This is a genomic window from Halorubrum sodomense, assembly GCF_900111935.1.
Classification (GTDB): domain Archaea; phylum Halobacteriota; class Halobacteria; order Halobacteriales; family Haloferacaceae; genus Halorubrum; species Halorubrum sodomense.
Genome location: NZ_FOYN01000003.1, coordinates 305,800 through 330,414, shown reverse-complemented (window position 1 = coordinate 330,414; position 24,615 = coordinate 305,800). Strand labels below are relative to the sequence as shown.

Sequence of the window (24,615 nt, the reverse complement as noted above, 5' to 3'; positions counted from 1 at the left end):
TCCGACGGTGATCGACTCCGACCGCGTTACTGGATCCGCTCGATACCGTCGTCCTCGGGCGACTCGAAGTCGACCGGGCGGCGCGGGAGGTCGTCGACGAACTCGCGGACGACGGTGCGCTCGACGCGTTGGAGCACCTCGCTACAGGTCGACTTGGCGATGCCGACGTGCTCGGCCACCTCGGTGAGCGTACACTCGCGGGGGACGTCGTAGTAGCCGCGGTCGACCGCCTCGAAGAGGACCTCGCGCTGGCGCTCGGTGAGGGACCCTCCCGGGTTCACGCGCTGTTGGACGTACTCGACCTCGAACTCCGCGCCGACGTCGCGGAGGGCGTCGCCGAACTTCGCGACGCGCTCGTGGTCGCCCGTGACGTCGACGCGGGCGATCCCGTCGCGGATCTCGACCGGCATCTCGATGGGGACTCCGGCCCGCTGGGCGACGGCCTGAAGCAGCGGGACGAGCGCCTCGACCTGGACGGTGACCATCCCGTCGTCCTCGGCCATCACCGACGAGTGGGTGATCGTCTCGTGGTCGTCGATCGCGTCGAGGATCGGGTCCGTCTCGTCCGCGGTGATCCGGACCAGCGCGAATCCGGCGCCGTCGGTGGGCGTCGCAGTCATCACCTGGAACCGCGCGTCGGGGAACTCCCGCGAGACGTCTCCGACCCACGGCCCGTCGGGAATCGTCACGCGGAGGCGTGCCTGTGCCATGCGCGCGAGTTCGGCGCCGGCGTGGAAGTACCTTCGGCTCCGCGCCCGTCGGAACATGTTCGTCACAAACGACCCGGGGATCAGGTTCGTCCCTCAGGATATGAGCCGAGAACCCGGCGATCCGGCGGCGGTCGAACGGGCGGTGACCGAGCGGACCGACGCGCCGACGGACGGGGAGACCGTCTCCCTCGACGTGCGGAACCTCGGGCCGCCGAAGCCGCTGCGCGAGACGCTCGAACGCGTCGAGGCGCTCGGCGACGGCGACGTCTTGGTCCAGTACAACGACCGGACGCCGCAGTTCCTCTTCCCGCGGCTGGCGGACCGCGGCTACGCCTACGCCGCGGTCGAGACCGACGCGACCGACGCGGTCGTCACGGCGGTCTGGCCGGCCGACGACGGCGACGGTGTGTCGACGGACGAAGGGACCCCGGCCGGCGACCCCGGCGCGACCGATCCGTCGCCCGGGAGCGCGTCGAACCCCTGATCGACCCTGACGACTCCGCGCACCGAGAGGGCGGGTGAACACGTTCGGGAACGACCCCAAACGGCTCGGGGTCGTATCGGTACGCGAGCGATGTTCGACGACCTCGACACGGACCGGCGGCCGCTGGTCCTCGTCTGGGAGGTCACGCAGGCCTGCGGGCTCGCCTGTCGCCACTGCCGGGCCGACGCGCGCCCGCAGCGCCATCCCGACGAGCTGACGACCGCGGAGGGGAAGCGACTGCTGGAGGACGCCGCCGCGTTCGGCGACGGGCAGCTGGTCGTCCTCTCGGGGGGCGACCCGCTCGCGCGCGACGACCTCACCGAACTCGTCGCGCACGGCGACGACCTCGGCCTGCGGATGACGATCACGCCGAGCGGAACGCGGTCGCTGACCCCAGAGCGCGTCCGCGAGCTTGGGGAGGCCGGGATCGCGCGGATGGCGCTCAGCCTCGACGGCTCGACCCGCGAGCGCCACGACGCGTTCCGCGGCGAGGAGAGCTTCGAGGACACCGTCGCGGCCGCCCGCGCCGCCCGCGACGCGGGAATCCCGCTTCAGGTCAACACGACCGTCTGCGCGGACACGGTCGACGACCTCCCCGCGGTCCGCGACCGCGTCCGCGAGCTCGGCGCCGTCCTCTGGAGCGTCTTCTTCCTCGTCCCGGTGGGTCGCGGCCGCGTCCTCGACCCCGTCTCGCCCGAGCGCGCCGAGGAGGCGATGGCGTGGCTCCACGAGGTGTCCGACGGGGAGCGGTTCGGCGTCAAGACGACGGAGGCGCCGTTCTACCGCCGCGTCGGAATCGAACGCGCGAGCGACGGCGAGACGGACGGCGCCGCGGGTCGCCGCGGCGGGATCACGGCCGGGCGCGGCTTCGCGTTCGTGAGCCACACGGGCGAGGTGTACCCGTCCGGGTTCCTCCCCGAGTCGGCCGGGAACGTCCGCGAGCGATCGGTCGTCGACGTCTACCGGAACGCCGGGCTCTTCGAGTCGCTCCGGGACCCCGACGGCTTCTCGGGGAAGTGCGGCGCCTGCGAGTTCCGCCACGTCTGCGGCGGGAGCCGCTCGCGGGCGTACGCCGCCACCGGCGACCCGACCGGCAGCGACCCGCTGTGCCCGTACGTCCCCGAGGGGTACGACGGGCCGCTCCCGGAGCGGCAGCGGGGCGCGGGCGACGGCGGCGACCCGCCCGAGCCGGCGGACTGAGTGCGAGCGGCACGGTCGCGTTCGAACTCAGGCGTACGCCTCGAACTCCCGGCCGAACGCGAGGAAGTAGCCGGTCCCGACGAGGCCGATGACGGCCGCGACGGTGAACGCGACCTCCGGGCTGACGAAGTCCCACAGGTACCCGCCGACCGCGGCGCTCGGGATCACGATCGTGTTCCGGAGCAGGTAGTACGTCCCCGTGACGCGGCCGCCGGCGCCGCGCTCCGCCGGCCCGACGATCAGCGCCTTGTGCGACGGCAGCCCCGCGAACCGGAGGCCGGAGAACGCGAAGACGGCGACCATCACCGCGGACAGCGGCAGCGCCGAGCCCGCCAGCGCCGGCGCGTAGATCAGGACGACGGGGAAGACGGCGTACACGGCGAAGCCGACCGCGACGACCGGCTTGAGCCCGACCCGCTCCGCGAGCTTCGACGCGGGGACCATGATAAGCAACGCGACGAGCATCTCGACGCCGAGGAGGTAGCCGAAGAACGCCTGCGACGAGAGGCTCACGTCGTACGCGAACCCGCCGAGCGCGACGGTCGCGTCGAGGCCGACCTCGAACAACCGGGTGACCACCAGCACGAAGAACACGTACACCATCCCGTTCGCGAACCGCACGAGCGTGTCGCCGACGAGCAGCGGGCGGAGGGGTTCGGGCATCTCGCGGAGGTCCCGACGAATCCGGTCGAGCCCCGCGAACGAGTCGCCGAAACTGTCGCCGCTCGCGTCGTAGAGGACGTGCTGGACGAGCGTGCCGAGGACGCCGAATACCACCGCGACACCGAGGACGAACCGGAAGCTGACGGTGAACTCCGGACGCAGGCCGATGAGGACGGCGGCAAGCACCGGGCCGACGAGGAACGCCGTCCGCCGGAACGTCTCCGTGCTGGCGAATCCCGCGGCCAGCCGCGAGGGGTCGGTCGCCTGCTTGACCACCGCGAACGTCGCGCCGAGGCCGAACGACTTCCACGCCTGTGCGAGGGTCAGGCCGACGAAGATCCACGCCCACGGCTCGACGGTCACGCCCGCGACGGCGACCGAACCGATCCCCGGCGCGACCACCCAGACGGCGAAGCCGAGGGTCGACAGCAGTCCGAAGACGGTCAGCGCGTACCGCGACCCGATCCGGTCGGAGACCGCGCCGCCCGGGTACGGGTACAGCGCCGAGATGACGTTGCCGAACGTGCCGAACAGGCCGACGACGAACCCCGACGCGCCGAGCGCGACCATGTACTCCGGGAGGAACCGGTTCGTCATCTGGAACCCCAGGCTGAACGCGAACATCGCGGCCGACAGGACGAGCACGTCCCGCTCCAACGCGAAGAACCGCCGGAACGCGTCCAGCGCTCCGGACGACGTCGCGCCGGTCGCGGGGGCGTCTTCGCTCACGCGTCGCGTCCCCGCGGTTCGAGACGGTCTGTGTCGCCGGCCCCGACCGGAGTCGGCGGGCCGAGCGAAGCGAGCATACCTGATCTCCGGTTCGAGCCGGCAAAAATCCACCTCCGTCGGTCGGGGTCAGTCACCGTCCGACCCGGTCGCTCGCACGAGCGAGCGCAGCTCCTCGAGCGAGAGCGGTTCGATCCGCTCGCGCGTCCCGTCCGTCGTGTAGAACAGACTCGTCGAGACCTCCTTCCCCGCGAACCACTCGTCGAGGACGTGGTAGTAGACGCTGAGCTGCGTTTCGTACTCCGACTGGGCGCGCCGCGTCGAGTCCGTCTTGTAGTCGACGACTTCGATCCGATCCGGCGTCTCGTGGACGAGGTCCGCGATCCCCGAGACGGTGACCCGACGGTCGTCGACCTCGATCGGAAGCGTGACCGGTTCCTCGACGTACAGCTCGCCCGACAGCCCGTCGACGAACTCGACGACCCGTCGCTCGTGGTCGTTCGACGGCGTCACGTCGTCGCCGAGCGCGTACGCCTCCGCGAAGTCGTGGACGCGCGAGCCGAACTCCGTCCCCCGCGTCTCCGGTTCGGATTCGTGATCTGGGCCGGCCTCCCGGCGCTCTCCGGCCGCCTCGAACACCGTCTCGTCCATCAGCGAGTGCGGCGTGTGGCCGACCGGCCCGTCTGGCGCCGTCACCGCGAACGGCAGCTCCGCGTCGGCGGGGTCGCCGCGGTCGACCGGCTCGACGCGCGGCTCGATCGCTTCGACCTCGACCGGGAGCCCGTCGAGGAACGCGTTCGGGTCCTCACCGGCCGCGAACACGACGTGGCTCTCCGCGCGCGTCACCGCGACGTACAGCAGGCGGCGCTCCTCGTCGTACTCGCGCGGCAGACAGCGCCTGATGACGTCGTGCCGCCAGTTGTCGTACACGTGTGGGTGAGCGCCCTCCTCCGAGTACAGCTTCCGCTGTCGGAGTCCCACCGGGTCCCGGTACTCGATGACGCTGGATCCGCCGGTCCGCGGCGGGAAGCGCCCCTCGTTCATGTTCGCCATGACGACGATCGGATACTCCAGTCCCTTCGCCGTGTGAATCGTTTGAACGGTCACCGCGTCGTCGCCCGCGGTCGCGCGGACGTCGACCGTGCTGCCGGTCTCGACGCCCCGCTCGATGAACCGGATCAGCTCGCCGCGCGTGACCGTCGTCGAGTCGTGGACCGACTGGATCGCATGGAGGAGGACGTCCGCGACGTCGCCCGTGAATCCGTACCGGTCGAGGACGCGGCGCGCCACCGCGCCGACCGACTCCAACTCGCGGAGCGAATCGCGGAACTCCGCCGTGTCGGTCGGGTACGACTCCGTCTCCAGCACGTGATCGATCTCGTCGAACGCGTACCCGACCCGCTCGAGCACCACGGCCCAGCCGCGGTCGGCGTCCGATTCGAGGATCCGGAGCCACGCGAGCAGCAGCTTCGCCGGATCGGTCCGGAACAGCTCGATCCCGCCGTCGTACGCCATCGGGAACTCGTACTCGGCGGCGACGTCGAGCAGCTCTCGGCCGTAGTCCCGCGTGCGCGTGAACACCGCGATATCCCCGTGCTCCGGCGGGCGCGGCTCGCCGTCCTCGCCCTCGACCGCGTAGTCGTCGTTACCGACTATCTCCTGGACCTTCGAGAGGACGGCCTCGTGTTCGTCCTCGTGGCGGATCCCCTCGACGACGGTGTTGTCGAAGGCGGCGTTCGCGGAGAGTTCGACGACGTCGTCGAGGGGGGCCTCGACCGTCTCGCCGCTCGACGCCGGCGTCGCGATCGCCCGCTCGGAGAGGTCGATGATCGACTCCGTCGACCGGTAGTTCTCGCGCAGTTCGATCCGGGTCGGATCGGCCGTCTCGAACGGGACTCGGTCGGCGTCGTCGTTGAGGTCCGCGGCGAACCGCTCCAGCCGCGCTTCGAACTCCAAGATGTTGTCAACGTCCGCGTACTGGAACGAGTAGATGCTCTGCTTCCAGTCGCCGACCGCACAGAAGTTGTCCGTCCCGGACAACAGCAGCGCGAGCTTGAACTGGACCTCGCTCGTGTCCTGGAACTCGTCGACCATGACGTACTCGAACGCCGCCGCCTCGCGGGCGCGCTCGTCCTCGCAGAGGAGGACGAACGCGAACAGCTGGAGGAAGCTGAAGGATAGGTAGTTGCGACGCAGCGCGAACCGCAGGTACTCGACGTAGACGTCGTGGACGAACGCCTTGAGCCCGTCGCGCTCCTCGTAGAAGACCTGCCGCGCCACGTCGTCGTCGAGCCGCTTCGTCCCACGGCCGCCCCGGAGCGTCGACTTCGACGGCGCGTCCGCGCGGTACGCCTTGTCCCGACCGAACCGACTCAGGTCCTCGCGCAGCTTCGACTGTTTCCGGCCGTCGTTCCGGGGTTGATTCGCCTCGTCGAACCGCGCTTCGAACGCCTCGAACTCCCCGTCGAGGTGGGACTCGCCGTCCCGGTACCACCCGTCCGTCGTCGGGAAGATCCCCTTCGACGCGAGCTCCTCGATCAGGTCGAGCAGCTCGCCGGGGGCGGAGAGCGCCCGATAGAAGTCGGCGTGTTCCGGGTGGTCGTCGCGGAAGCCGCCGAGGAACTCGCGGAACCGCTCGCCTTCGATCAGGTCGTCCTCGACGATCCGCGTCGAGCCCGTGATCCGCTCGTCGAGGCCGAGGTGCGTCGGGGCGGCGTGCCCGTGTTCTCGAAGGATCTCGTGGCAGTGCGAGTGGAACGTCCGGATGGGCGCGTCGGCCAGCTCCCGCAGCCCGTACGCGCTGTGGTCGACGATCCGCTCTTTCATCTCCGTCGCTGCGCTCCGCGTGAACGTCGCCAGGAGTACGTCCGCCGGTTCGACGTCGGGGCGGTCGACGATCGTCCCGTAGCGACGGGTGATCGCGAACGTCTTCCCCGTGCCCGGGCCGGCGTCGACGAGGTACGAGCCCTCCGTGCGCTCGATGAGCTCCCGCTGGGCGTCGTTCGGCGTCGGCCCGCTCATCGGTCGCCCTCTAACAGCAGGTCGCGGTTGTCCACGCGCCGGTAGTTCGGCTCGCCCGCGAGCCCGTCGACCGGGAACCGCTCCTCGCCCGCCCGCCGGGCGTTGAGCTCGTCGAGGCGCTCGTCGACGAACGACTCGAACGCGTCCAGGTCCTCGCGGAAGAACGCCCGCTTGCGGACCCCGTTGAGCTCCCGGACCGCCTGGTCCGCGCCCTTCTCGGCGTCGACCTCCGCGGACGTCGCCGCGTCGACCGCGGCGGTGAACCGGTCGGCGAACTCGGAGTCGCGCAGGTCGTCTCGGTCCGTCGTCTCGGGGAACGTCAGCGACGCCGCGATCTCCCGGTAGGCGGCGTAGCCGAGGTCCTCGAACGTCTCTCCGCAGTCGTTGTACCCGTCGAGCAGCGTCTCGTAGGCCTCCCGGGAGCCGACGTACTCGTCGAAGGAGTTCGGGTGGTAGGTGACGGTCGTGAGCGCGTCGTCGAGGTCGACGTCGCCCGCGACGGCGTCGGCCATCGGTTCGAGGAAGTGGAAGAACGTGAACTCCAGCCGCTCGTCCGGACGGACCGTCCGGTAGTAGGTCAGGTACAGCGCGGCCTGGAAGTCGGGCGCGTCCGCCGGCGGGTCGAGCGCCGCGCTCTTGACGACCTGCGTCTGTCGCTTCTTGCGCCCGCTCTTATAATCGAGCAGGTCGGTCGGCGACCGCACGAGGTCGATCTTCCCCTTCACGCCGAGGGCGTCGTCCTCGAACCAGCGCTCGGTGAGCGGGGAATCGACGGGCTCGTCGAAGTAGTCGGCGAAGAAGTTGGTCCCCCACCCCGACGCCGGCGTGAGGAAGTCGTCGGACGCCGGCCCCTCCTCGTCGAGGTACTCCGTTATCAGGTCCAGACCGATGCGGTACGTCCGGCGGCGGAGCGGCTCGTCGGCCGCCGAGAAGAACGCCTCGGCTTCCGCGATCATGGCGTCAACGAGGTCGTCGGCGTCGGCCGCCGCGACGACGTCGGGGTGGTTCACGTAGAACTCAGCGAAGTCGTGGAAGAGGGTCCCCTCGACGAACCGCTCCCGGTCGGGGGTTTCGAGGAGCCGCCCGAAGCAGTAGTCTCGAGGGCTGTTGACGTAGCTGTTGAGCGTCGACTGGCTGACCGTCTCGACGGTCTCGGCGTCGACCCCCGTCGACTCGCGCTCGAACCCCGCGCCCGTCGACCGCGGACGCCGCCGGTGTTCGATCGAGTCGAGGTCGCTGAACCGCTCGAACTCCTCGTCGAGGAGGTCGCCGAGATACAGGCAGGGGGTGATCGGCTCCCCGCCGGCCGCGTCCTGGACGAGGTAGTACTGCCGGTCGCCGCTCTGGAGCAGGCGCTGGAAGCTCCCGACGTAGCGGTCGAACTGCGCCTCGGTGTCCACCCACGGCCGCTGGGGGGCCGAGTGCGTCCACTCCTCGCCCATGCCGAGGTGGAAGACGACGGGACGGTCGACGTACGCGGAGGACTTCGCGTCGGCGAGGAGGACGCCCTCGTTGTCCCTGTCGACCGGGACCTCGTACGTCTGGAGGTAGTAGGCGAGGCGGTCGACGGCGCCGTCCGTCACGGGGTCGTCGGCGAGCCCCAGCCGTTCTAACTCCTCGTCGAAGCGCGTCAGTTCGACGCCGGCCTCGGACGCGTACGCGTCGAGCGCCTCGGCGAACGTCCGGTCCTCGACGCCGTCGCGGAACGCGCGCAGCCACGCCACGCCCGGTCCGTCGACCGCCTCTAGGCGCCGCTCGCGGTCGGCGATCGGCGCGTCGATCCCCAGCTGCGAGAGGACCGGGGCGGCGTCGCCGACGGTCGTCTCTGATCCCCGGAAACAGAGCCGGAGGAGCCGGACGAACGCCCGGTGGTGCGGGTCGTCGGCGAACCCCGGGCCGCCGTAGAAGGGGACGTCCGCCGCCTCGAACGCGGACTCGACGAGCGAGGAGTACTTCCCGCCGCCGTCGAGGACGACGGCGACGTGCTCGGCGTTGCGCGCCGAGACCGTGTCGAGGAGCGCGGCGACGACGTCGGTCGCCGACTCGAAGACGTGGAAGGGCGGGTAGTCGAACGCCTCGTCGGTGAAGGGATCGACGCGGTCGAACTCCTCCGGGAGGACGCTCCGCTCCAGTTCGGTCAGCTGATCGTGGCCGACGACGGCGACGGACCGATCCCCGTCGACCGTGTACTCGCTGAGGCGCTTCGACGTCGTGCGGAGGCTCCGCATCACCTCCACGACCTCGCGGGTCGCGTCGTCGACGTAGGCGTCGTACTCCAAGATCGCGTCGAGGCGGCCCGTGTGTTCCCAACACTGGAGGACGTTCCCGACGGCGTACGCGACCGCCTTCCAGTCGTGGTCCGTCTCGGTGACCAGCTCGAGGAACGCGCGGCGGTCCTCCGCCTGTTCGCGCCGGCCGGCTGCGAGGCGGCGCGGCGTGGTCGCGAACGTTCCGAAGTGGGGGCGGTCGAGGCGGCGGTTTATCGCGCTCGCCAGCGCGGCGTCGGGAGTCACGACGAGGTCGTAGTCGGCGACCTCCGCGTAGAGTGACTCCGCGGGTTTCGCTCTCCGAATAGGCACGACTACCGCGACCCGGACGAGTCACAAAAAGATAGCGGGGACGACATCAGACCAACTCGCGTAACGCCCACACGTCGCTTGCCGGGTCCAGATTCGACGGTTCCGCGCCCCGTGAAGTGAGGATTCCGGCGTGATACAGCACGGCTTTCAGCTGGAACACGGTGGGTGAGTGGTAGACCTTCCCGTCGGTGAGGGGCTCGCGCTGTAGCTCCCCGTCGGCGTTCAGGACGCGGCTCCGGACGTCGTCGTCCCCGCGGACGAACAGTTCGACCGTGAACGACGGGTGTAGCGCGTGGAGGTACTCGACGACGTCCGGGAGACTCGGCTCGCCGATCCCGTCCTCGTGTATGTGCTGGAGCTCCTCGACGAGGAGCTGCGTCGCCGGATAGTCGTAGACGACGCGTCTGGTGAGCATGCCCCACTTCGGCGCCAGGTCGCAGAAGCGCTCCCGAGAGCGCTTCCAGTCGTCGAACGCTCGCAGTGCGTCCGCGACCGACCCGTACTCCCGCAGCGCGAACCGGACGACCTCCCGGCCGAGGGGAGTCAGTCGAGTCGGGGCGGGTCGGTCGTCGATGAGGTTCAGAAAGGCCGCCCCGGTTCTGGCGTCGTCGGTGGCGCGCACGACGTGCTCCGCGAGGATCTCTTCCGTGTCCCGGTCGTGGGAGACGGCGAGCGGATACGCGAGGTAGTTCTTCGGGTGGTTGAGGCCGAACGACTTGCCGGCGACGCCCTGGGCACCGGCCTGGAATCGGATGGCCGTCGTCTCCGTCGTCGTTCGGTTCCCGACGACGCGCGGGGTCTCGACCGGATCGACGGTGCCGTCGGGAGTGACGCCGAGGATACCGACGTTCAACTCACGAGCGAGCGTCCGGGCGGACTGGGAGACGGCGTTCGCCGGCGCGGCAACGTACGCGGCGTTCGCTTCGTGGAGCCGGTCGTACGCCTGGACGATTCCGCGCTCGACGTCGGCGTCGCTCCGATTCGTGTGGCCCTTCGCTTCGACGACCATCAGCGGTGGGTCGTCGCCGAGGCGGTCCACGGCCAGTAACTCGTCGCTCAGCAGCCGCACACCGACGAGATCCGGGTATCCAGAGCCGACGCGGACGTGGTTGAAGGGCGCCAGCTCGTCCGTGACATTCGGATCGACGGACTCGTTGGCGAGCCACTGGTCGGAGGAGAACTGGGTATCGACGACTGCGTACCCGTCGTCGGCGTCGTCGGGGAACAGGCGGCGCTTCGCGTGCGCCAACACACGCGGTTCCGAGAGCGGTGACGCCGCGCTTGCCATGAGGCTACGATGTCATCACCGGCTCAAGAAGGTGGGGGTAACGGTGCGGCCCGGAGAAAACGAGCAGTCAGCCACGTGGCAATCAGCATTCGGAGTACGACCTCCTACGATCGAGCCGCAGAGCTCGCCGCGGTCTCGTTCAGAACATTCGGGCCGGATGTAGCCCCTCGCTCCGTCCGTCGAGGAATCATGGGCGCTACAGGATTTGAACCCGTGGCAACTTGGTCCGAAGCCAAGCACTCTGTCCAAACTGAGCTAAGCGCCCTCGGTTCCCGTTACTCCTAAGCGGGTGTTAAGTCCCGCGATTCGAAATCCCCGCCCCGCAGTCCGTCGGTTCCGCGCCGGCGACGACGATCGATCGATTCGAGGACGTGACACGTCCACGTGACACGTCCCCGCGATCCGGCGGCGTGCGGTCTCGGGTCGGCGCCCGAATCCGGCGGCTGATCGGGTCCACCGCCGCGCCGAGGCGCGCCGTCGCCTCGCAAGGGCCGATCAAAAAGAATATTATTCGGAGCGGGCATGTTTCGGTAGTAGATGAGTTCTGGTCGTACGGCCTTCCAGCCGAACGAGTGGTTCGCGCCGGTGTCGTCGCCTTCGAGGTGCGTCCATGTATGAGCTGACGCCACACTTCGACGCCGAGGTCGAACCCGGGACCAACATTCTGTTGACCGGGCCGCCGCTCAGCGGGAAGCGATCAATCATGATGGACACGCTCGCCGCGGGGACGGACCGCGACGAGGGCGCCATCGTCGTCACCACGAAGGACGGTGCCGACCGGGTGCTCCGCGACTACGAGAAGCGGACGCCATACGAGGGGAAACCCGTCGCGGTCGTCGACTGCGTCACCCGCCAGCAGGGCGGCGACGCGCGCGAGTCTGACCGGATCAAGTACGCCTCCTCCCCGGTGGACATGACGGGGATCGGGATCAAGCTCTCCGAGTTCCTCCAGGCGTTCGGGGACCGCGGTATCGAGCGGAACCGCGTGATGGTCCACTCGCTGTCGACGCTGCTGATGTACGCCGACCTCCAGACCGTGTTCCGGTTCCTCCACGTGTTCACCGGCCGGGTCCAGAGCGTCGACGGCCTCGGGCTGTTCAGCATCGACTCGACGGCCCACGAGGACCAGGCGATGAACACGCTCAAACAGCTGTTCGACGGGATCGTCACCGTCCACGAGGACGCGGAGCCCGAGATCCGTCTCCCCTGATCGCGGTCAGTGAAACCCCTCCACCTCCTCGCCGCGACGATCGGGGGATCCGTTTAATCGCCTCGCGATCGAAGCGGGAACCATGCCAATCACCGACGACGCGGGGCTCGACCGACTGCTCGACGCCGAGACGATAGCGGTCGTCGGCTGTTCGACGACCCCCGGAAAGGCCGCGCACGACGTGCCGGCCTACCTCCAGAAGCGGGGTTACCGGGTGATTCCGGTGAACCCGTTCGCCGACGAGATCCTCGGTGAACCGGCGTACGACGCGATCGGCGACGTCGAAGGCCCGATCGACCTCGTGGACGTGTTCCGGCCGAGCGACGAGGTCCCGGAGATACTCGACGCCGTCCGCGAGCGGCACGCGGCGCGCGGCGACGCTGGTGCGGCCTGGCTCCAACTGGGAATCAGCCACGACGAGGCGGCCGCGGCCGCCGAGGCCGACGGGATCGACGTGGTCCAGGACCGCTGTATCAAGGTCGAACACGGTCGGCTACGCGGATAGCGCCGATCGGGTTGAGGCCGGCGCCGCCGCGGGCGATCGGCGCGCCGCCTACCCTTCCCACTCCTCGAAGCTCCGGTAGACGCCCTTCGAGAGGTAGCGCTCGGAGGAGTCGGGGAAGACGGTGACGACGGCGTCGTGCGGAGCGTCGATCTCGCCGTCGCGCACGTCGCGGGCGACCCGCTTCGCCGCGATGGCGTTCGCGGCCGACGAGGAGGCGACGAGGTGGCCCTCCTCGGCCGCGAGCCGCCCCATCTCCTCGTGGACGTCGCGGTCGTCGATCGCCGCGATCTCGTGGACGAGGTCGGGATCGAACAGCTCGTTCCGCTCGACGTCGTGCGTGCCGATCCCCTCGGTCTTGTACGCCTCGTGCTCGACGTCTTCGCCGAGGAACTCGCGGTACGCCGAGCCGGCGGGCTCGACCGCGACGACGTGGGTGTCCGGGTCCTGCTCGCGGAAGTAGCGGGCCATCCCCATCAGCGTCCCGGCGGTGCCGCAGCCGGCGACGACCGCGCCCACCTCGCCGTCGAGCGCCTCGTCGATCTCGGGCGCCGTCGTCTCGTAGTGCGCCTCGGCGTTGAGCGGGTTCGAGAACTGCTGGGGGACGACCGCGTCGTCGAGCTCCTCGGCGATCCCGTGCGCGCGGTCGATCGCGAGCCCCATCCCGTCCTCGCTCGGCGTGTTCACGACCTCCGCGCCGAGCGCGCGCATGAGCTGCTGTTTCTCGACCGAGAAGCGCTCGGGGACGACGAAGATCGCGTTCAGCCCCAGCTGCTCGGCCGCGACGGCGATCCCGATCCCGGTGTTGCCCGCGGTCGGCTCGACCACGGTGCCGCCCTCGCCGACGTCGCCGCGCTCCAGCATGCGTTCGAGCATGTACTTCCCGATCCGGTCTTTGATGCTCGCGCCGGGGTTGAACGACTCCAGCTTGGCGTACACCGGCACCGCGTCCGGCGCGTCGTGGACGGCGACGAGCGGCGTCTCCCCGATCGTCTCCGACACCGACGACAGGGGCTCCCGATGATCGGTCATAGGCCGGCAAACGTTGCCGCCGGATTTGTGTGTTGCCATCGCTCCGTCCGGATCCGGGGATCCGAAGCGGCGGCGCGGCTTGCCGGGAAGTGGGATCGCGCGGACGATCGCGGCGGACCGCCGCGACCGTCGCGAACCGCCGCGACTGTCCGACCGTGTGACTCCGCGCCGCGGATCGAACACACTTATGCCGGTCGTCCGGCTGCGACACTGTATGAGCGAGACCGATGCGGAGGCCGAGGTGACGGTCGTCCTGCCGGACGGATCAGCGCTGACCGTTCCGGCGGGGTCGACAGTCGAGGACGTCGCCTTCGAGATCGGCCCCGGGCTCGGTCGCGACACCGTCGCGGGGAAGATCGACGGCGAACTCGTCGAGAAGCACGCCGAGGTCGGCGACGGGGACCGGATCGAGATCGTCACCGACCAGTCGGACGAGTACCTCACGGTGTTGCGTCACTCCGCGGCCCACGTGTTCGCGCAGGCGCTCCAGCGGCTCCACCCCGAGGCGACGCTGACGATCGGCCCGCCGACCGACGACGGCTTCTACTACGACGTCACGGACGTCGACGTCGACGAGGACGACCTGGCCGCCATCGAGGACGAGATGGCGGCGATCATCGCGGCCGACTACGACATCGAGCGCGAGGTCCGGTCGCGCGAGGAGGCGAAAGAGATCTACGCCGACAACGAGTACAAACGCCAGATCCTCGACGAGGAGGCCGACGGCGAGGAGGTCACCTTCTACGTCCAAGACGGCTGGGAGGACCTCTGTCAGGGCCCGCACGTCGAGTCGACCGGCGAGATCGGCGCCGCGACCCTGCTGGAGGTGTCGGCCGCCTACTGGCGCGGCGACGAGGAGAACGAGGCGCTGACGCGGGTGTACGGCACCGCCTTCGCGAGCGAGTCCGACCTCGAGGAGTACCTCGAACTGCGCGAGCAGGCCCAGGAGCGCGACCACCGAAAGATCGGCCAGGAGATGAACCTCTTTTCGATCCCCACCGTGACCGGGCCGGGCCTCCCGCTGTACCACCCGCCGGGGAAGACCGTGCTGCGCGAGCTGTCGGAGTTCGCGAACGAGCTCAACCGCGAGAACGGCTACGAGGAGGTCGAGACCCCGCACGTGTTCCGGACGGAGCTGTGGAAGCGGTCGGGCCACTACGAGAACTACGAGGACGACATGTTCCTCCTCGATGTCAACGACGAGGAGTACGGGCTGAAGCCGATGAACTGCCCGGGCCACGCGACGATCTTCGACCAGCAGTCGTGGTCGTACCGCGACCTCCCGCAGCGCTACTTCGAGAACGGGAAGGTGTACCGGAAAGAGCAGCGCGGCGAGCTCTCCGGCCTGTCGCGCGTCTGGTCGTTCACCATCGACGACGGCCACCTGTTCGTCCGTCCCGACCAGATCCGGCAAGAGATCGAGTCGGTGATCGAGATGATATTCGAGGTCGTCGAGACGCTCGACTTAGAGGTCGAGGTCGCCCTCGCGACCCGTCCCGACAAGTCCGTCGGCGGCGACGAGATCTGGGAGTCCGCCGAGGAGCAGCTCCGCGACGTGCTCGAGTCGGGCGGCTACGACTACGACGTCGAGCCCGGCGACGGCGCCTTCTACGGCCCGAAGATCGACTTCGGCTTCGAGGACGCGCTGGGCCGCGTCTGGGACGGGCCCACCGTCCAACTGGACTTCAACATGCCCGACCGGTTCGACCTCACCTACACGGGCGAGGACAACGAGGACCACCAGCCCGTGATGATCCACCGGGCGCTGTACGGCAGCTACGAGCGCTTCTTCATGGTCCTCATCGAGCACTTCGACGGCAACTTCCCGCTGTGGCTCGCGCCGGAGCAGGTCCGGATCCTCCCCGTCTCCGACGAGACGCTCGGCTACGCCCACCGCGTGAAAAACGAGCTCGAAGACGCGGGCTTCCGCGTCGAGGTCGAGGACCGCGACTGGACCGTCGGCCGGAAGATCCGCGCGGGCCACGACGACCGCCTCCCGTACATGGTGATCGTGGGGGACGACGAGCAGGAGGCGGGCACGGTCTCGGTGCGCGACCGCTTCGAGAACCAGCGCGGCGACGTGGACCTCGACGAGTTCGTCGACCACCTCGTCGAGGAACGCGACGAGAAGCGGACGGAACCGGACTTCGTCGACGCCGAGTGAACTCCCGCGTCGCGACCGGGTCGCTGGTGACGCGGGGCGGGGTCAGGCCGACTCGACGCCGGTGATCTCGAACCGGGCGCCGCCCTCCTCCGACTCGACCGCGCGCACGTCCCAGCCGTGCGCCTCGGCGATCTCCGCGACGATGTTCAGGCCGAACCCCGTTCCGTCCGTCGCCGTCGTGAACCCGGTCTCGAACACCCGCTCGCGGTCGTCTTCGGGGATTCCCGGTCCGTCGTCACTCACGTAGAACCCGTCGCCGTCGGCGAGCGGCCCGACGGTGACGGTCACGTCGTCGCCGCCGTGTTCGACGGCGTTTCGGAACAGGTTCTCCAACAGCTGTCGGAGCCGCGCCTCGTCGGCCAGAACCTCGAGTTCCTCGACGGTCGCCCCGAGCGTGCCGCCTCGCTTGTCGGTCGTCTCCCAGGCGGCGGTCGCGAGGGCGACGAGGTCGACCGGCTCCGGGTCGTCGACGGCGTTCCCCTCGTGCGCCAGCGCGAGCAGGTCCTCGATGAGCGTCTCCATCCGCGAGAGCGACCGCCGGATCGGCTCGACGTGCTCGCTGTCGGACTCCTCCGCGAGGAGGTCGACCCGGCCCCTCGCGGCCGTGATCGGGTTCCGGAGGTCGTGGCTCACGACGCTCACGAACTCGTCGAGCCGGTCGCGCTCGCGTTCGAGCCGCTCGGCCGCGCGCTGCCGCTCCAGTTCGTAGCTCACCCAGCGCGTCAGCAGCTCGACGAACGTCCGCTGGGTGTCCGTGAACGGCTCGCCCCGCGGGGTCGTGGCGGCGAAACAGAGCGTCCCGTACCGATCGCCGTCGACCTCGACCTTCCCGCCGATGTACGTCTTGAGCCCGAAGTTCTCGTGAGCGGGGTCCCCTGCCCACCCCTCTTCGGTCGCGTTGACCACCGTCAACAGCGTGTCGCGCTCGATGGTCCGCTTACAGTACGCCTCGTCGAGCGGGCAGGTCTCGCCCGGCTGTAACAGGGGGTGTTCGGCGTGCGACACCTCCACGTGTTGCGTCGCGTCTTCGATCCGAGTGAGAAAGCCGTTCGGCACGTCGAGGTACTCGCAGCCGAGCGCCAGGATGGCCTCGACCTTCTGCTCGAACGTGCGGTCGTGGTCGGACGAGACCGCGTAGAGCCGTTGGATGGCGCGGAGACTCTCCTCCTGCCGCTGCTCCAGCTCGCGGCGGTCGGTGACGTCGCGGAGATAGACGGAGAGGCCGCTGTCGGACGGGAAGACGCGCGCCTCGAACCAGGTGTCTAACGGCTCGTAGTACGAGTCGAACGAGACGGGCTCCTGGGTCGTCATGGCCCGGTGGTACTCGTCGTGGAACTCCGTGTCGGCGGATCCGGGGATCGAGTCCCAGAGGTGGCACCCCTCGACCGATCCCGTCGGGCCGACCGCGTCGTCGCTCATCGCGGCTCGGAGGATCCGACGCCCTTCCTCGTTCGCGTACGTGACCGTCCAGCCCGAGTCGAGGGCGAAAAACCCGTCTGCCATCCGATCGAGGACCGTTTGGAGGTCCTGATCGGAGGTCGATCCACGCGCCGGGTCGGACATGCGAGCGGGTACGCGGCGCGGCGGTTTAGGTGCCCCGGATTCGCGGAGGGGAACCGGCTCGCAGACGGCGCTCCCTGCCGACGCGCGACGGGCCTCGCTCGACGAGCGGGGCCGTTTCGCGCCGAACGTCCCCGGTTCCGTCGGACTTTTCACGCCGCTCGTCCCGATCCGACGTATGTCGAACGCCCGCACCGAACGCGACGCCGACGAGCGAGCGCCCGAGGTCGGGGAGCTGACGCCGCCGGACCGCACGCTGATGGGCCCCGGTCCGAGCGACGTCCACCCGCGCGTCCTGAAGGCGATGAGCACGCCGCTGGTCGGCCACCTCGACCCCTCGTTCGTCGAGATCATGGACGAGGTCCAGGAGCTGCTGCGGTACACCTTCCGGACGGACAACCGGTGGACGATCCCGGTCTCGGGGACCGGGTCGGCGTCGATGGAGGCCGCCATCGGCAACCTGGTCGAGCCGGGCGACACGATGCTCGTCCCGACGAACGGCTACTTCGGCGGGCGGATGAAGTCGATGGCCGAGCGCGCGGGCGGCGAGGTCGTCGAGGTGTCGGCGCCGTGGGGCGACCCCCTCGACCCCGTCGACGTCGAGCGCGCGTTCGACGCGCACCAGCCGGACGTGTTCGGGTTCGTCCACGCGGAGACGTCGACGGGCGTCCTCCAGCCGAACGTCCCCGAGCTGACCGACATCGCGCACGACCACGACGCGTTCGTGATCGCCGACTGCGTCACCTCGCTCGGCGGCGTCGAGATGCGCGTCGACGAGTGGGACGTCGACGTGGCCTACTCCGGTCCGCAGAAGTGCCTCTCGTGTCCGCCCGGCGCGAGCCCGCTCACCCTCAACGACCGCGCGATGGACAAGGTGCTGGACCGCGAGGAGCGCCCTCGGTCGTGGTACCTCGACCTCTCGCTGCTCGAGGGGTACTGGGGCGACGACCGCTCGTACCACCACACCGCGCCGATCACGAACGTGTACGCGCTCCGCGAGGCGCTCCGCCTCGTCGCCGAGGAGGGGATCGAGTCGCGATGGGCCCGCCACAGATCGGTCGCCGGTGACCTGAAGGCTGGTCTTCAGAACCTGGGCCTCGAGATGAACGCCCCCGACGAGTACTGGCTCCCGAGCCTGAACGCGGTACAGGTACCTGACGGCGTCGACGACGGGGCCGTCATCGACGGCCTCCTCGACGAGTACGACCTGGAGATCGCCTCGGGCCTCGGCGACCTGGAGGGCGACATCTGGCGGATCGGCTGTATGGGCTACTCCGCCCGGCCGAAGAACGTCGAGTACGTCCTCGCCGCGCTGGAGGACGCGCTCGCGGCGCAGGGGCACGAGGCCTGAAGCGGGGGCGAGGGCGCACCGGGATCGCCACCCCGGCGAGCGAACGGGACCGCTCCGTCAAGGCGACGGCGAGGAGACGCGCGACCCTCCGATCGAGGCGTTCCACTTCGTCGGAGGTGAACAGTTGCGGTGCTCTGGTCGAGTCGCGAGGCGTCCTACCACGCCGTCAGCGCAGCGCGCCCGTGTTCGTTGGCGAGGATCGCGAGGAACGTGAGGACGCCGGTGATCGCGAACGCGCCGCCGACGTAGAAGACGGAGCCCATGCTCACCTCGACCATCAGCCAGCCGGCGATGAGGGGGCCGGCCACGGATCCGGGGCGCCACACCAGTTCGCGGATGCCGAAGCTGGATGCGACGCTGCCGTCGTCGGTCCCCTCGTCCGCGAACAGCGCCATGCTCGCCGGCTCGCGGAAGGAGTCGGCGACGCCGAGCAGCCCCGAGAAGGCGACCAGCGGGAGGTACGCGGGCGGCAACTCACCGAGGATCGGGAGCGTCACGCCGGCGCCGACCGCGGTTCCGATGGCGGCCGAAAACGGGATCCCCATCGCGATCGCCCCGTAAGCGCCGCCGCCGGCGAAGACGAACAGCGACCGCCCGTAGGCGTCCGAGAGCCGGCCGGTGAACAGCTGCCCGACCATGTTCGTCGCCTTCTCGGCGGTGACGGTGACGCCGATGGCGATACCGGTGACGCCGAGGCCGCCGGCGGCCATCTCCGTGCTGACGTAGATCGGAACCCACGTCCGAACCATCGTCACGGCGAAGGCGTACTGGGCGCGGAAGCCCGTCATCGTGAGGATCCGGCGGCTGACGGCGAGATCCGAGAACGGGAACCCCTCGATGCGCGTGTCGTCCTCGTCGAGGACGGCCCAGGTGACACTCCACGCCGCGACCATCAGCACCGTGATGATCGTGAAAATCGGACCGAAACCGACCGCGTCGTAGATCCCCCCGGCCGACAGCGAGCCGACGATGGAGGCCGCGAAGGAGGCGGCGTTCGCCTTCCCGATCTTTTCGGCGCGGGAGCCCACGTCGGCGATCTGTCCGACCAGCGACAGCGTCATCAGCCCCGCGCCGGTGACCGCGAACCCCTGAAGGGCGCGGACGAGGATGAACGAACCGGAGGAGTCGACGAGCGGGAACAGCGCGTACACGCCGGCGCCGACCGCCAGCACGGCCAGGAGGACGGTGCGCTTGTCGTATCGGTCGCCGGCCCACGCCAGCGGAACGACCGCGACCGTCTGCGCGAGCGTGAATCCCGTGGTGTACATCCCGATGACGAACCCGGCCGAGACGGTGACGCCCAGCACCGTCGTCGCCTGCGGGTCGAGCGTGTTGATGTACGTCCCCAACAGGGTGATGAGCGTAATGAACCCGAATCCCTCCGCGAATCGGGTGAGGTAGAGCGCCCAGAACTGCGAGCGACTCGCCCCGTCGGTCGCGTTGCTCACACCGGATCGCCGCCCACCGCCTCAAAAGGGGTTACGATTCGAAACCCTTCGGGCGTCGAGAGACCGAGGAACCGCCGTCGCATTTATTATCGCCTCGGAGAGACGCGCTCGTGCGGGCGAATCAGCCTGCGATCGCTGTCCCGAGTGCGACCTCTCCGACTCCCGTGCCGACGATATCTGTCCGGAGTGCGGGGCGCGAATCGGCGGCCACGACGCCTCGACCGACCGCTGAACCGACGCCTCGACCGACCCCGGTGCCCTCGCACCGCCTCGCTCACATCGTGTCGGCGTACTTGTCCCGCCGGTAGAGGTCGATCTCCTGTGCCGACGAGCCGGGCCGCGACGCGGCGAAGGCGATGGCCTCGGCGACCTCCTCGGGTTCGGTGGCGCTGCCCGGCTCGAACCGCTCCTCGAACGCCTCGCCGTCCTCGCTGCCGAACTCGGTCCGGACCTCCGAGGGGTTGACGACCGAGACCGCCACGCCGTCGTCGCCGGCCTGCGCCGCGACGCTGTGGGCGAATCCGCGGATCCACCACTTGGTGGCGGCGTACACCGGGTTGAACGGTCGGGGGAACTCCCCGGCGAAGCTGCCGACCGCGACGAGCGTCCCCCCGCTCTCCTTGAGGTGCGGGAGCGCCTCGCGCGTGAGGAAGAACGCCCCGTCGACGTTCGTCTCCTACATCGCGAAGTACTCCTCGTCGGTCATCGACGCCACGTCGCTCCCGCGGGCGAGCCCCGCGTTGACGACGGCGACGTCGAGGCCGCCGAACGACTCGACCGCGGTCTCGACCGCCGCCGCCGAGGTGGCCGTCTCGCGCACGTCGCCGTCGGCGACGACCGCCTCGACGCCGTATTCCGAGCGCACGTCCTCCGCGACCGACTCCAGCGCCTCGCGCCGCCGCGCGACGAGGACGAGGTTCGCCCCGCGCTCCGCGAGCGCGTGCGCCGTCGCTTCGCCGATTCCAGAGCTCGCTCCGGTTATCACCGCCGCCGCCTCGTCGAGGTCCGTCATGGACGCCCGATCGGCAGCGGGGGTGATAAAATATCACCGTCGCGCGCTCCCGCACAGAGCGGTCCGCAGCCCCGCGGTCAGAACTCGTCGGCGGTGCTCACGTGGAGGCCGACGAAGCGCCACCCCTCGTCCCGTCGGGCGAGCGTCCCGCTCCACCGGGTGTCGAACTCGCGGCGTCGCCCCGTCTCCGCGTCCGTCCACGCCATCGCGACCGCGTCGCTGAACCACGCGTGGTCGCCGCGCTCCGTGACGCGGAGGTCGCGGCTGGTCACGCGCCAGTCCGTCGTGGTCTCGGTCTGCGTCCGGAGTCCCTCGCGGATCCGGTCGCTCCCGATGAGCCGTTCCGAGACGCCGAACTTGACGTACGGGTCGTCGCCGTCGCGCTCGTCGGCGACGTACGGCGCAAGCGGGTCGCCCGCACGGAGCGCGTCGTAGTACGAGCGGACGGTCTCGCGTGCGTTCATACGGGACGCCACGCGCTGTGCGGAGAAGTGTTCGGGGGTCGCGGGCGGTCCGCGCTCTCGGATCCCGCCGACCGCGACCGCGACGCTAGCCGTCGCCCCGAGAGGTCAGTTCCCGTGACCGGTCCGCGCCGAGGCCGCGGAGGACGTGTGCGAGTTCGTAGTCGGCGGCCGCGACGACCGCGTCGAGGTCGTCGTATCGGTCCGTCCCGAGGCCGCGACAGCCGACCGTCTTGTCCACTCTGACGGTCCCGTCACCGAGCACGTCCGGGCGGACGGTCAGCTTCGCCGCGGTACAAGGGCTCTCACCGCTCGGGAGCCGATACTCGACCGTGCCCGTCATGTCGGCGCTGCGCGTCCACTCTCCCGGCGCCGGCGGGAGTCGATCCCGGAGTACGTCCGGGTCCGCCGCCTCCGCGGTCTCTAACTCCATATTTACCGGTAGGCTAGGGCGTCTTTAGACGTTGCGCCGGGGCGGCGTCGAGTCGACCCGAACCCCCGGCTGCCAGCACGTCGGGCATGACGGCGAGTCAGCGGACCGACAGCGCGACGCCCCGGCGGGTCGGACTGGCGGCGCCCCAGAGGCCTTATCGATCGCCGTCTCACGGGACGACATCGGTCGCGTCACAGGATGCGTCGGTCGTCCGCGCTACGTTTCGAACGCGGTCGCGCGGCGTCGGCCTACGCGTCCAGCTCGTCGAGCTTCTGGCGGATCTCTTCGAGCTTGAAGTACGACGCGACCGCGAGGATGGTCGTGGGCCAGAGCCCGACGAACTGTCCGCGCTGTTTGTCTCCGCGGACGTAGTAGAAGTACAGGGCGAGCGCGACGGAGCCGATCGACGCGATCACGGCGGTTCCCAGTCCGTTCGCGTCGATATCGTCTACGACCTCGGTCGGAACGTCGTCTGAATCAACCATATATTCAGGTGGTTCTATAACCGTAAAGAGGTTTCCCCGGACCGGCTCAGCCGTTCGGACTCGACCCCTCCTGAGTCGGCCCTTCCGACGCGCTCCCCGGGTCGGAGTCGCGTTCCCGCGGCCCGGTCCGTCGGGTCTTCTTCCAAGTCGAGTAGACCTCCGCGAACGCCAAGGCGCTGAGCAGCACCCCGGCGCAGATCATCATCGTGTCCGCGTCGATGGACGCCATGTGTTACCGTACATCCTCGACAGGTAAATGCTCCACCGGCGATGCGCGTGGCTGACGCCCGGTCGGCGACGAGCCGCCGCCGACCGGTGCGCGGCCGCCGACAGAGGGAGAGGGCACGGCGGAGCTCCCGCTGCCGGTGGCAATCAGCTCCTTCCCCTCAGGCCTCTTCACCAGCTACTTCGCGAAGTGAGGCGAGGAGAGAGACGCGCTCGATCGATCGTGGTCGCGCTCAAGTGCTTCCGGAACAAAATGACCGCATGACCGGTGACCCGGAGCGCATCGCGGGCGTCGAAGATGTTGACTGTACGGGCCGGCAGGCATTCGTGACCGGCTCGACGAGCGGGATCGGTCGTACCGCGGCGCTCGCCTTGGGACGGCTCGGCACCGACGTGATCGTCCACGGCCGCGACCGAGAGGCGGGGCGAGCGGTCGTTGACGAGCTCGCCGCGGCGGCGCTGACGGGCGGTTCGTCCGGGCCGACTTCGCCGACCTCGGTTCCGTGCGCGAACTGGCCGCGACCGTGCGCAACGGGACCGACGGTCTCGACGTCCTGATCAACAACGCCGGCGGGTTCTTCCGCGACGAGAGGACGACCGAGCTCGGCGTCGAGTACACCTTTCACGTGAACCACCTCGCGCCGTACCTGTTGACCGCCGAGCTTCTCGACCACCTGCGCCCCGATGCCCGGGTCGTCACCACGGCATCGGCCGCGCACCGGGGGACGGTGCTGGACCTCACGCGGGTCCGGGCGGTCGATGGCTACTCCGCCACGTGGGCGTACGGCCACTCCAAGCTCGCGAACGTCCTGTTCGCGAGGGAGCTCGCCGCCCGGCTCGACGCGGCCGGCCGAGACGTCACCTCCAACAGCGTCCATCCGGGTGCGATCCCGGGCAGCGGGTTCAGCCGGTTCCTCCCGGGACCGGTACCGCGTCTCCTGGGCACGCTCGACCGGCTCCCGTTCGTGACCAGCGTCGCGGAGGGGGCCGCCGAGCTCCTCGTCCCGGCGCTGTCGCCGGAGACGGCGGACGTCTCGGGGCGGTACTTCGCCGACCGGCGCCCGGCGACGCCGTCGCGAGCCGCCCGCGACGAGACCGCGGTGCGCCGGCTCTGGGAGGTGAGCGCCGAGCTGCTCGGCGTCGGGCCCCCGCTGGCAGCGGCGGAGCCCGGCCAAGACGCGTCGCAGAGGGCTCCCTGACGAGTTCGAGGTGCCCCCCACGCTCTGGTCCCCCGTCTCAGTCCATCGGACAGCGGTCGATGCCGAGGGCGCGGTACAGCAGGCACCGCCGCGTGGCGCCCTCAACGACGAGCACGGCGCCGGCAACGGCGAGCCCGACGGCGGAGACGACGGGCACGCTGACGTCCGTCGTCGCGACGAGGACGGCGAGAAGCGCGACGGCGACGCCGCCGCCGATCCGGGCCATCGCGTCGATCCGGCCGACGTTTCGTTTCACATCGGATCGTCGGTGCCGCGCCGGCAAAAGCGTTGAGCCGGACGCCCGGGTCGGCGCCGGTGCCGACCGCCAGAACCCGACCGCGAGCGCCGCGTCCCGGGCGCGACCGAGAGTTTAATCGTCCGGAATTCGTATGTTGTGTCGTACCATGTGCCACGGATACCACGCAGACGAATGGTCCGGAGACGACGAGGAAGCGGAGTCCGAAGAGGTCGTCGAGCACCCGTCGCTCTCCGAACCGGAAGAGGCCACCGACGTGGAGATCCTGACTGACGGCGGCGACGAGTGACCGGCCGCAGGCGGTGCGGTTCAGACCGCGGTCGGTCCGGCGCAGGCGAGACGCGGTCCGCCCGACGGGTCGCGTCGCTCACCATTTCGAAGAAGCGGGCCGGGCGCGATCGTGAACTACGAAAAAACGATCGCTCGCTTCGCTCGCGCTGCGACTTCTCTACTTCAAATCGCTTCCGTCCGGTTCCCTCACCGCATCGCTGTCGCTCTGCGGTTCAGTGTACGGGCCGGGCGCGATTCCAACAAAAGCGGTCGCTGGCCGTTTCACTGTGCCGTTTTCCGTACATGGGTTGCGTTGTCATAGTCGTGTTGATCATG

20 protein-coding genes, 1 tRNA gene and 2 pseudogenes are annotated in these 24,615 nt (G+C 69.6%); 8 read left to right on the top strand and 15 right to left on the bottom strand.

What is annotated here, in order from left to right:
• Positions 1-26: 26 nt before the first annotated feature.
• On the bottom strand, positions 27-767 hold the full coding sequence (locus BM286_RS11085; RefSeq protein ID WP_092922086.1) for a helix-turn-helix domain-containing protein: 741 nt from the start codon (positions 765-767) through the stop codon (positions 27-29).
• Here BM286_RS11085 and BM286_RS11080 point away from each other — a divergent pair.
• A complete protein-coding gene (locus tag BM286_RS11080) occupies positions 766-1,194 on the top strand; it encodes a DUF2249 domain-containing protein (RefSeq protein ID WP_092922083.1) in 429 nt (142 codons plus the stop codon). The two genes, BM286_RS11085 and BM286_RS11080, sit on opposite strands and share 2 nt — an antisense overlap.
• Positions 1,195-1,284: 90 nt before the next feature.
• On the top strand, positions 1,285-2,394 hold the full coding sequence (locus BM286_RS11075; RefSeq protein WP_092922080.1) for a radical SAM protein: 1,110 nt from the start codon (positions 1,285-1,287) through the stop codon (positions 2,392-2,394).
• Positions 2,395-2,421: 27 nt separating this feature from the next.
• Here BM286_RS11075 and BM286_RS11070 read toward each other — a convergent pair whose 3' ends face one another.
• The 5 genes from BM286_RS11070 to BM286_RS11050 all read right to left on the bottom strand — a co-directional run bounded on the left by BM286_RS11070 (position 2,422) and on the right by BM286_RS11050 (position 10,936).
• Positions 2,422-3,786, bottom strand: coding sequence for an MFS transporter (locus tag BM286_RS11070; RefSeq protein ID WP_092922077.1), 1,365 nt, complete (start codon positions 3,784-3,786; stop codon positions 2,422-2,424).
• 126 nt (positions 3,787-3,912) lie between these two features.
• Positions 3,913-6,804, bottom strand: coding sequence for a UvrD-helicase domain-containing protein (locus tag BM286_RS11065; RefSeq protein WP_092922074.1), 2,892 nt, complete (start codon positions 6,802-6,804; stop codon positions 3,913-3,915).
• On the bottom strand, positions 6,801-9,383 hold the full coding sequence (locus BM286_RS11060; protein WP_092922071.1) for a PD-(D/E)XK nuclease family protein: 2,583 nt from the start codon (positions 9,381-9,383) through the stop codon (positions 6,801-6,803). The genes BM286_RS11065 and BM286_RS11060 overlap by 4 nt, the downstream gene beginning before the upstream one ends.
• Before the next feature lie 46 nt (positions 9,384-9,429).
• The gene (locus BM286_RS11055) at positions 9,430-10,671 is read right to left on the bottom strand and encodes a hypothetical protein (RefSeq protein WP_092922068.1); all 1,242 of its coding nucleotides are present in this window, start codon (positions 10,669-10,671) and stop codon (positions 9,430-9,432) included.
• 190 nt (positions 10,672-10,861) lie between these two features.
• Positions 10,862-10,936: transfer RNA gene (locus tag BM286_RS11050), tRNA-Arg, on the bottom strand.
• Positions 10,937-11,281: 345 nt separating this feature from the next.
• Between BM286_RS11050 and BM286_RS11045 the strand changes: the two genes are divergently transcribed.
• Positions 11,282-11,881: an RAD55 family ATPase gene (locus BM286_RS11045; protein ID WP_092922065.1), complete on the top strand. Its 600-nt coding sequence runs from the start codon at positions 11,282-11,284 to the stop codon at positions 11,879-11,881.
• An 82-nt stretch (positions 11,882-11,963) separates the two neighbouring features.
• The gene (locus BM286_RS11040; protein WP_092922062.1) at positions 11,964-12,386 is read left to right on the top strand and encodes a CoA-binding protein; all 423 of its coding nucleotides are present in this window, start codon (positions 11,964-11,966) and stop codon (positions 12,384-12,386) included.
• Positions 12,387-12,434: 48 nt separating this feature from the next.
• On the opposite strand, the gene BM286_RS11035 is transcribed toward BM286_RS11040, so the two are convergent.
• Positions 12,435-13,415, bottom strand: a complete 981-nt coding sequence (locus BM286_RS11035) for a PLP-dependent cysteine synthase family protein (protein WP_092922059.1) — start codon at positions 13,413-13,415, stop codon at positions 12,435-12,437.
• A 187-nt stretch (positions 13,416-13,602) separates the two neighbouring features.
• On the opposite strand from BM286_RS11035, the gene thrS reads away from it, so the two are divergent.
• Positions 13,603-15,579 (top strand): threonine--tRNA ligase, encoded by a 1,977-nt coding sequence (gene thrS / locus BM286_RS11030; RefSeq protein WP_174549005.1) that lies wholly within the window; start codon positions 13,603-13,605, stop codon positions 15,577-15,579.
• A gap of 42 nt (positions 15,580-15,621) precedes the next feature.
• Here the strand turns inward: thrS and BM286_RS11025 are convergent, their stop codons facing one another.
• Positions 15,622-17,142, bottom strand: a complete 1,521-nt coding sequence (locus BM286_RS11025) for a PAS domain-containing sensor histidine kinase (RefSeq protein ID WP_092922053.1) — start codon at positions 17,140-17,142, stop codon at positions 15,622-15,624.
• 175 nt (positions 17,143-17,317) lie between these two features.
• Here BM286_RS11025 and BM286_RS11020 point away from each other — a divergent pair, with 175 nt between their 5' ends.
• Positions 17,318-18,490: a pyridoxal-phosphate-dependent aminotransferase family protein gene (locus tag BM286_RS11020; protein WP_092922050.1), complete on the top strand. Its 1,173-nt coding sequence runs from the start codon at positions 17,318-17,320 to the stop codon at positions 18,488-18,490.
• Positions 18,491-18,645: 155 nt separating this feature from the next.
• Here the strand turns inward: BM286_RS11020 and BM286_RS11015 are convergent, their stop codons facing one another.
• The 6 genes and pseudogenes from BM286_RS11015 to BM286_RS10985 all read right to left on the bottom strand — a co-directional run bounded on the left by BM286_RS11015 (position 18,646) and on the right by BM286_RS10985 (position 22,558).
• Complete coding sequence (locus tag BM286_RS11015) at positions 18,646-19,938, bottom strand: MFS transporter (protein WP_092922047.1); 1,293 nt, start codon at positions 19,936-19,938, stop codon at positions 18,646-18,648.
• Between the two features lie 274 nt (positions 19,939-20,212).
• Positions 20,213-20,950, bottom strand: a pseudogene (locus BM286_RS11005) (SDR family oxidoreductase).
• 77 nt (positions 20,951-21,027) lie between these two features.
• Positions 21,028-21,414, bottom strand: a complete 387-nt coding sequence (locus BM286_RS11000) for a nuclear transport factor 2 family protein (protein ID WP_092922041.1) — start codon at positions 21,412-21,414, stop codon at positions 21,028-21,030.
• An 85-nt stretch (positions 21,415-21,499) separates the two neighbouring features.
• A complete protein-coding gene (locus tag BM286_RS10995; protein WP_092922038.1) occupies positions 21,500-21,844 on the bottom strand; it encodes a hypothetical protein in 345 nt (114 codons plus the stop codon).
• 248 nt (positions 21,845-22,092) lie between these two features.
• Positions 22,093-22,329 carry a hypothetical protein gene (locus tag BM286_RS10990; protein ID WP_092922035.1) on the bottom strand — a complete coding sequence of 79 codons (237 nt, stop codon included), beginning with the start codon at positions 22,327-22,329 and terminating at the stop codon, positions 22,093-22,095.
• 46 nt (positions 22,330-22,375) lie between these two features.
• Entirely contained in the window at positions 22,376-22,558 is a 183-nt protein-coding gene (locus tag BM286_RS10985) for a hypothetical protein (protein WP_092922033.1), read from the bottom strand.
• A 257-nt stretch (positions 22,559-22,815) separates the two neighbouring features.
• On the opposite strand from BM286_RS10985, the pseudogene BM286_RS10980 reads away from it, so the two are divergent.
• Positions 22,816-23,753 (top strand): annotated as a pseudogene (locus BM286_RS10980) (SDR family NAD(P)-dependent oxidoreductase).
• A gap of 37 nt (positions 23,754-23,790) precedes the next feature.
• On the opposite strand, the gene BM286_RS10975 reads toward BM286_RS10980, so the two are convergent.
• Complete coding sequence (locus BM286_RS10975; protein WP_092922030.1) at positions 23,791-24,009, bottom strand: YgaP family membrane protein; 219 nt, start codon at positions 24,007-24,009, stop codon at positions 23,791-23,793.
• A 148-nt stretch (positions 24,010-24,157) separates the two neighbouring features.
• Between BM286_RS10975 and BM286_RS15650 the strand changes: the two genes are divergently transcribed.
• A complete protein-coding gene (locus BM286_RS15650; RefSeq protein ID WP_158293497.1) occupies positions 24,158-24,298 on the top strand; it encodes a hypothetical protein in 141 nt (46 codons plus the stop codon).
• Positions 24,299-24,615: the final 317 nt, after the last annotated feature.

Coding starts and splice junctions, on each gene's coding strand:
- BM286_RS11080 (WP_092922083.1), top strand. CDS start 766: ATGTTCGTCACAAACGACCCGGGGATCAGGTTCGTCCCTCAGGATATG.
- BM286_RS11035 (WP_092922059.1), bottom strand. CDS start 13,415: ATGACCGATCATCGGGAGCCCCTGTCGTCGGTGTCGGAGACGATCGGG.
- BM286_RS11085 (WP_092922086.1), bottom strand. CDS start 767: ATGTTCCGACGGGCGCGGAGCCGAAGGTACTTCCACGCCGGCGCCGAA.
- BM286_RS10995 (WP_092922038.1), bottom strand. CDS start 21,844: ATGGAGTTAGAGACCGCGGAGGCGGCGGACCCGGACGTACTCCGGGAT.
- BM286_RS11040 (WP_092922062.1), top strand. CDS start 11,964: ATGCCAATCACCGACGACGCGGGGCTCGACCGACTGCTCGACGCCGAG.
- BM286_RS11025 (WP_092922053.1), bottom strand. CDS start 17,142: ATGTCCGACCCGGCGCGTGGATCGACCTCCGATCAGGACCTCCAAACG.
- BM286_RS11075 (WP_092922080.1), top strand. CDS start 1,285: ATGTTCGACGACCTCGACACGGACCGGCGGCCGCTGGTCCTCGTCTGG.
- BM286_RS15650 (WP_158293497.1), top strand. CDS start 24,158: ATGTGCCACGGATACCACGCAGACGAATGGTCCGGAGACGACGAGGAA.
- BM286_RS11045 (WP_092922065.1), top strand. CDS start 11,282: ATGTATGAGCTGACGCCACACTTCGACGCCGAGGTCGAACCCGGGACC.
- BM286_RS11065 (WP_092922074.1), bottom strand. CDS start 6,804: ATGAGCGGGCCGACGCCGAACGACGCCCAGCGGGAGCTCATCGAGCGC.
- BM286_RS11020 (WP_092922050.1), top strand. CDS start 17,318: ATGTCGAACGCCCGCACCGAACGCGACGCCGACGAGCGAGCGCCCGAG.
- thrS (WP_174549005.1), top strand. CDS start 13,603: ATGCCGGTCGTCCGGCTGCGACACTGTATGAGCGAGACCGATGCGGAG.
- BM286_RS11055 (WP_092922068.1), bottom strand. CDS start 10,671: ATGGCAAGCGCGGCGTCACCGCTCTCGGAACCGCGTGTGTTGGCGCAC.
- BM286_RS10985 (WP_092922033.1), bottom strand. CDS start 22,558: ATGGCGTCCATCGACGCGGACACGATGATGATCTGCGCCGGGGTGCTG.
- BM286_RS10990 (WP_092922035.1), bottom strand. CDS start 22,329: ATGGTTGATTCAGACGACGTTCCGACCGAGGTCGTAGACGATATCGAC.
- BM286_RS11000 (WP_092922041.1), bottom strand. CDS start 21,414: ATGAACGCACGCGAGACCGTCCGCTCGTACTACGACGCGCTCCGTGCG.